Annotated in this window: 10 protein-coding genes; 6 read left to right on the top strand and 4 right to left on the bottom strand. The window is 60.0% G+C overall.

All coding sequences use genetic code 11. The features are described from left to right. Positions 1-7: 7 nt before the first annotated feature. Complete coding sequence (locus NBG89_RS15605; protein ID WP_431320686.1) at positions 8-649, bottom strand: LysE family translocator; 642 nt, start codon at positions 647-649, stop codon at positions 8-10. Positions 650-730: 81 nt separating this feature from the next. Next, a complete protein-coding gene (locus tag NBG89_RS15600; protein ID WP_431320685.1) occupies positions 731-1585 on the bottom strand; it encodes an SDR family NAD(P)-dependent oxidoreductase in 855 nt (284 codons plus the stop codon). Positions 1586-1772: 187 nt separating this feature from the next. Between NBG89_RS15600 and NBG89_RS15595 the strand changes: the two genes are divergently transcribed. After that, positions 1773-2996 (top strand): argininosuccinate synthase, encoded by a 1224-nt coding sequence (locus NBG89_RS15595; protein WP_431320684.1) that lies wholly within the window; start codon positions 1773-1775, stop codon positions 2994-2996. Between the two features lie 48 nt (positions 2997-3044). Here NBG89_RS15595 and NBG89_RS15590 read toward each other — a convergent pair whose 3' ends face one another. Beyond that, positions 3045-4229 (bottom strand): multidrug effflux MFS transporter, encoded by a 1185-nt coding sequence (locus tag NBG89_RS15590; protein WP_431320683.1) that lies wholly within the window; start codon positions 4227-4229, stop codon positions 3045-3047. Between the two features lie 204 nt (positions 4230-4433). Between NBG89_RS15590 and NBG89_RS15585 the strand changes: the two genes are divergently transcribed. Further along, positions 4434-5075 (top strand): LysE family translocator, encoded by a 642-nt coding sequence (locus NBG89_RS15585; RefSeq protein ID WP_431320682.1) that lies wholly within the window; start codon positions 4434-4436, stop codon positions 5073-5075. A 2-nt stretch (positions 5076-5077) separates the two neighbouring features. On the opposite strand, the gene NBG89_RS15580 is transcribed toward NBG89_RS15585, so the two are convergent. Further along, positions 5078-5509: a hypothetical protein gene (locus tag NBG89_RS15580; protein ID WP_431320681.1), complete on the bottom strand. Its 432-nt coding sequence runs from the start codon at positions 5507-5509 to the stop codon at positions 5078-5080. Positions 5510-5721: 212 nt separating this feature from the next. Between NBG89_RS15580 and NBG89_RS15575 the strand changes: the two genes are divergently transcribed. From NBG89_RS15575 to NBG89_RS15560, 4 genes are all read left to right on the top strand, one after another. Beyond that, a complete protein-coding gene (locus NBG89_RS15575; protein WP_431320680.1) occupies positions 5722-7809 on the top strand; it encodes a M3 family metallopeptidase in 2088 nt (695 codons plus the stop codon). A 134-nt stretch (positions 7810-7943) separates the two neighbouring features. Beyond that, complete coding sequence (locus tag NBG89_RS15570; RefSeq protein ID WP_431320679.1) at positions 7944-9524, top strand: alkaline phosphatase D family protein; 1581 nt, start codon at positions 7944-7946, stop codon at positions 9522-9524. A gap of 124 nt (positions 9525-9648) precedes the next feature. Continuing rightward, on the top strand, positions 9649-11466 hold the full coding sequence (typA, locus tag NBG89_RS15565) for a translational GTPase TypA (protein ID WP_088692970.1): 1818 nt from the start codon (positions 9649-9651) through the stop codon (positions 11464-11466). A gap of 203 nt (positions 11467-11669) precedes the next feature. Further along, positions 11670-12176: a GNAT family N-acetyltransferase gene (locus NBG89_RS15560; RefSeq protein ID WP_088692969.1), complete on the top strand. Its 507-nt coding sequence runs from the start codon at positions 11670-11672 to the stop codon at positions 12174-12176. The last annotated feature ends 122 nt before the right edge of the window (positions 12177-12298 follow it).

The following is a 12298-nucleotide window of genomic DNA, read 5'->3' as shown; positions in this document are numbered from 1 at the left end:
AGGTCGCTTAACGCGCCTGCGTCAGCAGGATCTTTGCCGCGAAGACGGAGAAGACGCCGGCAAAGGTAAAGTCCATGCCGCGCAAAACCTTCTTGTTGGTCTGCAGCCAGCTGGCCAGCCAGTCGGCCGCAAAGACCACAGCAGCGTTCACAGGCATGCCGATCAGGATGAAGCAGAAGCCGAGAAACAGCAGCTTCTGCGTCACCGTCGGGTCGCCAGTACTGACGAACTGCGGCAGGAAGGTCATGAAGAAGATGATGACCTTGGGGTTCAGCAGGTTGACCCAGAAACCCGAGGAGATGTTGGCAAGCGGCGTGCCTTTTGAGGCTTCCACCTTGTTGACCGAAAACTTCGAGCCATAGCGGATCGCCTGGACGGCAAGCCAAAGCAGATAGGCGGCACCGCCGGTCTTCAGGATCAGGAAGGCGGTCGGCGACGCGGTGATCAGCGCTGAGACACCGAAAGCCACCAGCATGGTATGAACGACAATCCCGAGACTGGTGCCAAGGACGACGAAGAGTGCAGCCTTCTTGCCCTGTGCCAGCGCACGGCTGATGGAAAGCGTCATGTCTGGGCCAGGCGTTGCCGCAAGCAGAAGGGTTGCGGCAGCAAAGGCGAGAAGCGTGGCAATGCTGGGCAGAAAGTCCATGTTACACTCTGAAAGCCGGAATAACGTTGGGTGCTTTTATCCGGCTCTCAGAAAATGTCTAATCAAACCTTCTAATACGAACTATTCCTTCCGTTCGAGATAGGCCTTGAACTTGTCGGCATAATCCTTGTGCCAGCGCGACAGCGGTGGGCGGTTCTCGATGATGTCACCCATCGCCCAGGCCATGCGGCGTTCGTCCACCGGACGGGCGACGTCGTTGTCGGGGCAGAGGATGTAGAAGTCGCCGCGTTCCAGGCTCTTGATCATGAAGTCGACCGTCTGTTCCGCAGTCCATGCGGCGGCTGGCTTCTCGGTGCGGTCGCCCTTGGTGAGGCCGGTGAAGACGAAGCCGGGGATCAGCAGGTGGGCCGAGATCTTCGAGCCTTCTGTGTTACGCAGTTCATGCTCGAGCGCTTCGGTGAACACCTTCACACCAGCTTTCGAGACGTTATAGGCCGGATTGCCGGGTGGCGTGGTGATGCCCTGCTTGGAACCGGTGTTGATGATAAGGCCCGGTTCGCCGTGCGAGAGCATATGCTGGCCGAAGGTTCGCGTTCCGTTGATGACGCCAAGCAGGTTGACGCCGAGGATGCTGTCCCAATTGGCCTGGGCGCTGAAGATCGACGTCTCCGGGCCAATGCCAGCATTGTTCATGAGGACATGCACGCGGCCGAAGCGCTGAATCACGGTGCGTTCAAGCGCGTCCAGCGAGTCCTTCTGCGCCACGTCGGTCTCAACGGCGAGCACATGCTCCTCTCCGGAGATCGACTTCAGCTCGCTTGCAGCCTCCGCCAGCCGGTCGCCGCCGAGATCGGCGATGGCGACGCTCATGCCCGCACGAGCAAAGTGTTTTGCCGCGGCAAGCCCGATGCCGGAAGCACCGCCGGTGATGACGGCGACATTGGATTTCTTGATGATGTCTTGAATTTTCGTCACGGCCAGCCTCTCCTCAGCATTGTCAGGACGCTGGCAGATATGGGTTGCGCTTTCGGCCTGTCAAACATTATCCGGGCTGCCTATGGTCGCCGTTGCCCTTGCGTCCTGCGCCGATCTCGCTAAAAGTGCCCAGCCATACCGGGCTTGGCGGGTTTGCCGCCGCCCTCTTGCAACGGACCTCATCATCATGGCATCGCACAAAGACGTAAAGAAAGTCGTCCTCGCCTATTCCGGCGGCCTCGACACCTCGATCATCCTGAAGTGGCTGCAGACCGAGCTCGGCGCCGAAGTCGTAACCTTCACGGCTGACCTCGGCCAGGGCGAAGAGTTGGAGCCGGCACGCAAGAAGGCCGAGATGCTCGGCATCAAGGAGATCTACATCGAGGATGTGCGCGAAGAGTTCGTCAGGGACTTCGTGTTCCCGATGTTCCGCGCCAATGCGGTCTATGAGGGTGTCTATCTGCTCGGCACCTCGATCGCCCGTCCGCTGATCTCCAAGCACCTGATCGATATCGCCCGCAAGACCGGCGCCGATGCGATCGCGCATGGTGCTACCGGCAAGGGCAACGACCAGGTTCGTTTCGAGCTTTCCGCTTATGCCCTGAACCCCGATATCAAGATCATCGCGCCGTGGCGCGACTGGTCGTTCAAGAGCCGTACCGACCTGCTCGAGTTCGCTGAAAAGCACCAGATCCCGGTCGCCAAGGACAAGAAGGGCGAAGCGCCGTTCTCCGTCGACGCCAACCTGCTGCACTCCTCGTCCGAGGGCAAGGTTCTCGAAGATCCCGCGCAGGAGGCGCCTGAATACGTGCATATGCGCACGATTTCTCCGGAAGCGGCTCCCGACAAGGCAACTGTTATCAAGGTCGGCTTCGAGAAGGGTGACGCTGTTTCGATCAACGGCGTACGCATGAGCCCGGCAACGTTGCTCGCAACGCTCAACAACTACGGCCGTGACAACGGCATTGGTCGCCTCGACCTCGTCGAGAACCGTTTCGTCGGCATGAAATCGCGCGGCGTCTATGAGACGCCAGGCGGCACGATCCTGCTTGCCGCGCATCGCGCCATCGAATCCGTCACGCTCGACCGCGGTGCCGCGCACCTCAAGGACGAGCTGATGCCGCGCTATGCCGAGCTGATCTACTACGGCTTCTGGTTCTCGCCGGAGCGCGAAATGCTGCAAGCGCTGATCGACAAGAGCCAGGAGCATGTCGAAGGCGAAGTGACGCTGAAGCTCTACAAGGGCAATGTCATGGTCACCGGCCGCGAGAGCCCGAAGTCGCTCTATTCCGACAAGCTGGTTACTTTCGAAGACGATCAGGGCGCCTACGACCAGAAGGACGCCGCCGGCTTCATCAAGCTCAACGCGCTGCGTCTGCGAACGCTCGCCAAGCGCAACCTCTCGAAGTAACCGAGAGCAGCCGCAAGAGATCAAAGGCCCGCCTCGTGTGGGCCTTTTTCATTCGCCCGTTGTGGCGTGGGAAAGTGCTGCTGCGCGTTGCGAGGCGCGCACGAACCAGAGGTAGCTCATGATCGAAATCATTGCCATGATCGGGATCACCGATCCGAAGGCAAGCAGCGGCATGCCGATCAACGAGCCCGCGACGCCGCCGGCAAAGCCGCCACCCATCTGAATAAAGCCCATCATTGCGGACGCCGAGCCGGCGATATGCGGGAAGGGGTAAAGGCCGGATGTCGTCATGTGCGGCGTCAGGAACGCCAATCCGAAGGCCAGGAATGCGATCGGCCCCATGATCGAGAGATAGGATGGCGTGACGAAGTGGACTGACAGTGCGATCATGATGCCGGCGAGCCCGAGCAGCCCAAGCCCGACGCGCACGGAGCCGTCGCCGCCCAAGCGGGGTGCGGCGTAGCGAAGGCAGACGGAGCCGAGGAAGTAGGAGCCTGATTGCATCAGCATGCCGAGGCCGAAGGCGGTCGGTGACAGACCGACGACCTTGATGAGGATGAACGGGAGCAGCGTCGCCTGCGCGTAGAGTGCGCCGATCGAGCCGCCAAGGACGAACGAGGCGGAGACGAAGCGGCTTTCGCGCGCAAGCTCCAGATAAGCGCGAATCAGAGGGACAGGGAGCGCGCGGCGCGGGTCCGGCACGCTTGTTTCGCGCATGAACACGATCACCCCAAAACAGATCAGCAGTCCGAAGCCGATCAGCAGGAAGAAGACCGACTGCCAGCCGAAGGCGGCCAGCGCCAGGCCGCCGACCGTCGGTGCAGCGGCCGGTCCGATCGCGATCATGATGCCGATCAGGTTCATGATGCGGGAGGCTTCCGTTCCGGTGAACTGGTCACGCACAATGGCGCGCGCCACCGTAATCCCGACGGAGGCGCCAATTCCCTGGATCAGGCGACCGGCAAGCAGCCATTCAATGCCGGGCGCAAAGGCGGCGAGCATGCTGCCGACGACATAGATGCCGATGAACAGGAGCGTCGCCGCACGGCGGCCGAAGGCATCCGAAAGCGGACCGGCAAGCAGTTGCGCAACGGAGAAGCCGGCGAAATAGACCGAGAGCGTCATCTTGATCGCCGAGTCGGACGTCTGGAACGCATGGACAAGCTCCGGCATCGCCGGCGTATAGATCGACATCGAGATCGGGCCGATGGTTGCGAGAAGCGCTCCGAGCATGCTCGTTCGCCGTTCACTCATCCGGAATGGGGGCATAGAGGATACTCGGTCTTTGGTGACATGCGCAATCCGCGTGAGGGCGGCCGCTTCCCTTCTGTCGGAAGCCGCGTGATACGGCAATTCAAAAATCTGATGGATCGCCATGACAGCTTGACGCCTTTCGATTGGCGCATAAGCTGCGACTGTCCTTTCCGGAGTTTGTCGATGACGCAATCCTTGCTCGCGGGCGCCTTTCTGGCAGCTCTTCTCTACGTGCTCATTCCTGGGCCTGCGTTTCTGGCGCTGCTTGGTATCGGGGCAGGGCAGGGACGCCGTGCTGGCGCTCTGTTCGTCGGCGGCCATCTGGTCGGTGATCTGCTGTGGGCATCGCTGGCGCTGATTGCGATCATCGGTGCGAAGACGATCGGTACCTTCGTCTTTGACGCGCTTGGCCTTGTCTGTGGTTTCTACCTTGCCTGGATCGGCTGGAATGCCGTGCGGGCAAAGCCGAAGGGTGAGGGGCAGGCTCTCATGGTCGTGGAGCGGCCGTTCCGCCGCGGCCTGATCTTCGGCGTTACCAATCCGAAGGGATATCCGGTTGCACTCGCGACGTTTACCGCGCTCGTTGCGGGTTCGGCGAGCGCACTGCAGTTTCACACGTTGCCGATCCTGCTGGCGGTTTCGTTCCTGGGTTTCATCGTAGCGGACATGTTCCTGATCACCATTATTGGCGCAGGAACGGTCCGACGTTTCTATCGTTCGCACGAACGGCTGATCGTGCGCTGCTCCGGTGTTCTCTTCATGGGCTTTGCAGCACAGGCGCTCTGGCATGCGACGCCCGGCTTGCTCGGATGGCGGAAAGCCTGAGATCAGACGTTAAGGAAGCTGACGACGGAATCGAGCCGTGCCACCGTTTGCGGGTCGCCGATCGATGTCGCGATCTGGAGCTGGTCCTTGTAGTAATCCCGGAAATTGAAGCTCGTCGCGTCGGTAATATCGGACAGATCAAGGATGTTGCCTGACGGATCGATCGTCCGCATCGGCAGCGGCTCGGAGATCGCGGCAAACGTATCCTGATCGATCGCGCCAGCATCGAAGCTCTGCCTCGCATATTGGCGCAGTTCGCTGGCGCTGATGGCGGAAAAATCAGGCGTATCCGCGTTCGTTTCATCGATGTGAAATGCCGTCTGGGCCTTCGTCGCCGTGCCGAATTGCGCTTCTAATTCGGTGTAACTGCTGGAATTATCGGAGTTTTCTCTGAAAAGAAAATTCGGCGAAGACCGCACAGAAAGGATTTCCATGACGCGTATCCACTTGCAAAAAGATGATGCGTGAAGCTACCGCGCATGGCGAACGTACGTCAATCGTTAACGATTAGTTAATTCTTATGCATCATTTCTTGCCATGAACTTTCCGTAGTCCGGCCGGGAGATGTGCGTCTGATCGGCGATACCAATTGCGGATCCGCATCCCTATATTGCCTGTTCAGTTGCCTGCCACAAAGGATCCCCGCATGCCTTCCACACCAGAATACAATCCCGCACTCGTTGAATGGAACGGTCTCCACGGCCTGCCGCGTTTCGATGCCCTCAATGATGGCGACTTCGCTCCGGCCTTCGATGCAGCACTTGCCGCGCATGAGGAAGAGATCGACGCGATCGCGGGGAATCCAGAGGCGCCGACATTCGAGAATACCGTCGTTGCTCTCGAGATCGCGGGCGACGAGCTGTCGCGTGTGTCGGCATTGTTCTGGAACCGGGCGGGCGCTCATACCAATGATACGATCCAGGCGCTGGAGCGGGATATCTCGCCGAAGATGTCGCGCCACTATTCCAAGATCGGCATGAATGCGGCGCTGTTTGCGCGCATCGACGCCTTGTGGGAAGCGCGCGAAAGCCTCGGATTGACGCTGGAGCAGACACGGGTGCTGGAGCGGCACTGGAAGGGCTTCGTCAAATCGGGCGCGAAACTGCCGAAGGCTGAGCAGGAGAAGCTTGCGGGGATCAACGAGAAGCTTGCCGGCCTCGGTACCCAGTTCGGTCAGAACGTGCTTGCCGACGAGAAGAGCTGGGCGCTGATCCTTTCCGACGGCGCGGATCTCGACGGCATTCCGGAATTTCTGAAGGATGCGATGGCGGCGGCTGCGCGCGAGCGTGGCGAAGAGGGCAAGTTTGCCGTGACGCTGTCGCGCTCCATCATCGAGCCGTTCCTGACCTTCTCCGAGCGGCGGGACCTGCGGGAACAGGCCTTCAAGGCCTGGGTTGCGCGCGGCGAGAACGATGGCGCCACTGACAACCGCGGCATTATCAGGGATACGCTTGCGCTCCGCGACGAGGTGGCAAAGCTGCTCGGCTACGGCAACTTCGCTGAATTGAAGCTCGACAATACAATGGCAAAGACGCCTGAAGCCGTGAACCACCTGCTTCGGGAGGTATGGGCGAAGGCGGTAAAGCGTGCCGGCGAGGAAGAAGCCGACATCGCCAAGTTGATCGCGGACGAAGGCAAGAACCACGACGTCATGCCCTGGGATTGGCGGCACTATGCAGAGAAGATCCGGGCGCAGCGGTTCAATTTCTCCGAGGCGGAGCTGAAGCCTTATCTGCAGCTTGAGAAGATCATCGATGCCTGCTTCGATGTCGCTGGCCGGCTATTCGGCATTCGCGCCGTCGAGAAGAAGGGCGTTCCAGCCTACCATCCCGACGTCCGCGTCTTCGAGATCTGCGATCGCGAAGACAGGCTGGTCGCGCTCTTCCTCGGCGATTATTTCGCCCGCAGCTCGAAGCGCTCGGGCGCCTGGATGAGCTCTTTCCAGTCGCAGCACAAGCTGCCGTTGAAGAACGGCCGCAATGGCGAATTGCCGATCATCTACAATGTCTGCAACTTCGCGAAGCCCGCCGAGGGCAAGCCGGCGCTACTGTCGCTCGATGACGCGCGCACGCTGTTCCACGAGTTCGGCCATGCGCTGCACGGGATGCTGTCAAACGTCACCTACCCCTCGGTTTCGGGCACGGGTGTCTCACGCGATTTCGTTGAGCTGCCGTCGCAGCTTTACGAGCACTGGCTGACGGTGCCTGCGATCCTGAAGCAATATGCCGTGCACTTTGAAACCGGCGAGCCAATGCCGCAGGCCCTGCTCGACAAGGTTCTGGCGGCGCGGACGTTCAATTCCGGCTTCAATACGGTCGAGTTTACCTCGTCCGCGCTCGTCGACATGGCGTTCCACACTCGCGACAAGGTCGAGGATCCGATGGCGGTACAGGCCGAGGTGTTGTCGGAGCTCGGCATGCCGAAGTCGATCGTCATGCGACATGCTTCGCCGCACTTCCAGCACATCTTCTCGGGTGGTTATTCAGCCGGCTACTATTCCTACATGTGGTCCGAGGTTCTCGATGCCGATGCCTTTGCCGCCTTTGAGGAAACCGGCGACGCGTTCAATCGCGAGATGGCTGCCAAGCTCAAGGATAACATCTATTCCGTCGGCGGCGCGATCGATCCCGAGGACGCCTACAAGGCTTTCCGAGGCAAGCTGCCGAGCCCGGATGCCATGCTGGTGAAGAAGGGTCTAGCGACCTTCGAAGAACTGTCCGGCAGTGATGCTTGAGGCGATCGCCTAACAAAACTGTCGTCGAAGTTTCGAAAAACCGTCATGCCATCTTCAAGGTGATGACATGACGGCCGCCGTAGGGTCGGTGCGGGAGAATCTCTTCCATTCCCGCAAGCCGGATACGCCATGGCATGAAATTGACCGAGACGACGACCCGCCGACGCTTTCTCTCATCAATGGGCGAGGTCGGCGGATTTGCGGTGGCAGGGCTGGCGATGCCCTATTATGCGCGGGGCTCTTCCAGCCGACCGCTCTTCACGTATGGTGTGCAATCCGGCGACGTCGATGCGAGTTCCGGCGTGATCTGGACGCAGGTGGACCGGCCGGCGCGACTCGCTGTCGAGTATTCAACGAGCGACAGGTTCGCCAATGCGGTGCGCATAGCGCCGATAGACGTCACGCCGCAAACCGGTCTTGCCGGAAAGCTGCTGCTTCGGGATCTCCCGCCCGATCAGGAGATATTTTACCGGTTCTGTGCGGCCAACCTGCAGGACATCAATGATTTGTCCGAGTCAATCCAAGGGCAGTTTCGCACGGCATCGGTGGGCAAGCGTAGCATCCGGTTTGCCTGGTCGGGCGATACGGCCGGGCAGGGATGGGGCATCGACGATGACGGCATGCGCGCCTATGCGACGATCGCCTACCATCGCCCGGACTTCATGATCCATTCCGGTGACACGATCTATGCCGACAATCCCATGCCCGACGAGATCAGGTTGCGAGACGGGGGAGTTTGGAAGAACAGGATCGTCACCGACGCAAAGCGCGAGATCGCCCAGACGTTGGAGCAGTTTCGCGGGCAATGGTCCTATAACCTGCTCGATGAGCATGTGAAGGCGCTCAATGCCGTCTGTCCGGTCTTTTATCAATGGGATGACCACGAGGTCTTGAACAACTGGTCGCCCTCGACGGACCTGCGCGACGACGACCGCTACACCGAAAAGTCCGTTTCGGCGCTCACTGGTCGCGCCAGCCGGGCGTTTCACGAGATGACTCCCATCCGCTATGTCGCCGATGAGCCGGGCCGGATCTACCGCAAGGTTTCATACGGGCCGCTGCTCGATCTCTTCTTCGTCGACCTGCGCTCTTATCGCGGACGCAACAGCCATGGCGGTGACGCCACTGTCTCCGATGCCTCCCGTCTGTTGGGCGAGCGTCAGGTGGCGTGGCTGAAGCGCGAGCTGGTGCGCTCGACGGCGACCTGGAAGGTGATTGCCTGCGATTTGCCGATCGGGCTGGTGATCTGGGACGACTATGGTCGCCGGAGTGGCAGCGAGTCGATCTCGAATGGCGACAATGGTGCCCCGCTTGGCCGCGAGCTGGAGTTCGCCGATCTGCTACGCTTCATCCACGATGCCGGCATCTTCAACATGATCTGGCTGACGGCTGATGTGCACTATACGGCCGCGCACTACTACGACCCCGGCAAGGCCAAATTCCACGAATTCCTGCCGTTCTGGGAATTCGTTGCCGGTCCCCTTCATTCCGGTACCTACGGTCCGCAGCAACTCGACATGACTTTCGGGCCACAGGTGAAGTTCATGAAAGCAGCGCCCGGTGGCGCGGAGCAGAACTTGCCGCCGTCGGTCGGCATGCAGTTCTTTGGGCTCGTCGACATCGATGGGCAGACCGAGCAACTGACCGTGAGGCTGATGGACCGGAACGATACTGAACTGTGGCGGATGACGCTTGACCCGCAGATATCGAGTTGACGTCATGCATGGCAGGCAATCCGGCTTTCCCCCTTTCGCAAACGCGAAAAACACTGTATGAGCCGCCCAAATGAAATTGGCGCCTTCTCCCAGCGCGGCGCCCCAGCTTCAGAGATACAGACATATGGCACTTCGCAACATCGCGATTATCGCGCACGTTGACCATGGCAAGACGACACTGGTTGACGAGCTCCTGAAACAGTCCGGCTCGTTCCGCGAGAACCAGCGCGTCGCAGAACGCGTCATGGACTCCAACGATCTGGAAAAGGAACGCGGCATCACGATTCTTGCCAAGGCGACCTCAGTCGAGTGGAAGGGTGTCCGCATCAACATCGTCGACACCCCCGGCCACGCCGATTTTGGTGGCGAAGTCGAGCGCATCCTGTCGATGGTGGATGGCGCGATCGTTCTGGTCGACTCGTCGGAAGGCCCGATGCCGCAGACGAAGTTCGTCGTGTCGAAGGCGCTGAAGGTCGGCCTCCGCCCGATCGTCGCGATCAACAAGATCGACCGTCCTGATGGTCGCCACGAAGAGGTCATCAACGAGGTCTTCGACCTCTTCGCGAACCTCGACGCAACAGACGAACAGCTCGATTTCCCGATCCTCTACGGTTCGGGCCGCGATGGCTGGATGAACGTCAATCCGGAGGGCCCGAAGGATCAGGGTCTTACGCCGCTTCTCGACCTCGTGCTCAAGCATGTTCCCGAGCCGACCGTCCACGAAGGCCCGTTCACGATGATCGGCACGATCCTCGAAGCCAACCCATTCCTCGGCCGCATTATCACCGGCCGCATTAATTCCGGCTCGATCAAGCCGAACCAGGCCGTTAAGGTTCTTGGCCAGGATGGCAAGTTGATCGAAAACGGCCGCATCTCGAAGATCCTCGCGTTCCGCGGCATCGAGCGCACCTCGATCGACGAAGCGCATGCAGGTGATATCGTCGCGATCGCCGGCCTCTCCAAGGGCACGGTTGCCGACACCTTCTGTGATCCGGCCGTGACCGAGGCACTGACTGCGCAGCCGATCGACCCGCCGACCGTCACCATGTCCTTCATCGTCAACGACAGCCCGCTGGCCGGTACCGAAGGCGACAAGGTCACCTCGCGCGTCATCCGTGACCGTCTCTACAAGGAAGCCGAAGGCAACGTCGCTCTCAAGATCGAAGAAGCCGAAGGCAAGGATTCGTTCTACGTCTCCGGCCGCGGCGAATTGCAGCTTGCGGTTCTGATCGAAACCATGCGCCGCGAAGGCTTCGAACTGGCCGTGTCGCGTCCGCGCGTCGTCATGCACCGAGACGAGAACGACCAGTTGATGGAGCCGATCGAAGAAGTCGTCATCGACGTTGATGAAGAGCATTCCGGCGTCGTCGTGCAGAAGATGTCCGAGCGCAAGGCTGAGATGACCGAGCTGCGTCCTTCGGGCGGCAACCGCGTTCGCCTGGTGTTCAACGCACCGACCCGCGGCCTGATCGGCTACCAGTCGGAACTTCTGACCGACACGCGCGGCACCGCCGTGATGAACCGTCTGTTCAAGGACTACCAGCCCTACAAGGGTGAAATCGGCGGCCGTACGAACGGCGTTCTCTTGGCAAACGCTGCTGGCGAAGCCGTGGCCTATGCCATGTTCAACCTGGAAGATCGCGGCCCCATGATGATCGAGCCCGGCGAAAAGGTCTACATGGGCATGATCATCGGCATCCACTCCCGCGACAACGACCTCGAGGTCAACGTCTTGAAGGGCAAGCAGCTGACCAACATCCGCGCCGCCGGCAAGGACGAAGCCGTCAAGCTGACGCCGCCGATCCGCATGACGCTCGACCGCGCGCTCTCCTGGATCCAGGACGACGAGTTGATGGAAGTGACGCCGAAGTCGATCCGTCTGCGCAAGATGTATCTTGACGCGAATGACCGCAAGCGCTTCGCCAAGGCGAAGATGGCCTGAGCCATCCAAGCGTCTTGAAGTCCCTTAACCCCGGCCATCGTGCCGGGGTTTTTTATTGTGTGCCGCGTCGAATCTCGCTTGTCGCAATAGTTAAAAAAGCGTTAAATTTCACATGTCGTCCACATGTTAAGCCTGTGGGCAAAAGGCCTGAATGCGCGGCGCGCATATGGTTAATTGCCGACAATGGGACCAGAGTAAGCGTTATGAAGACGTTGTCGATCGATGTTCGGCGGGCCGAACCGCACGATTCCCGAGCCATATCGGAAGTGCATCGGCTTGCGTGGCAGCACACCTATGCGGGGATCATCCCGCATCGTGCATTGCGGCAGATGATCGAGCGTCGCGGTGAGAATTGGTGGCGCAAGGCTACCCGCGGGCCCGCTACGCTGCTCGTTCTCGACGTCGCTGGTACGGTCGCGGGCTACGCGACGCTTGGCCTCAATCGTGCCCGTGCCCTTCCGCAGGAAGGCGAGATCTACGAGCTCTATCTTCGGCCGGAATACCAAGGGATTGGCCTCGGACACATGCTTTTTGGTGAAGCCAGACGGCTTCTGAAGTCGCTCGGCTGCAATGGACTGGTTGTCTGGTGCCTCGAAGAAAACGAGACTGGCGCTCAGTTCTATCGCAGCCACGGCGGCGTCGACTATTGCGAGGGCATGGAAACTTTCGACCAAAAGCAGCTGAAGAAAATCGGTTTCATCTGGGGTTGAAGCGCCGAGCTTTGAGCTAGGTTTTTTCACCGGAATTGGCTTGCCTGACAGCGTTTTGTCTGTCGCGAAAACTTGCAAATCATATTCAACTTATATAAGTCGCGCCTCACGCTTTTGATCCG

This window comes from Rhizobium sp. YTU87027 (assembly GCF_050644135.1).
In the GTDB taxonomy this organism is placed as follows: domain Bacteria; phylum Pseudomonadota; class Alphaproteobacteria; order Rhizobiales; family Rhizobiaceae; genus Rhizobium.
Note: the sequence above shows the minus strand (reverse complement) of the source record. Positions and strands in the feature narration are given on the sequence as shown.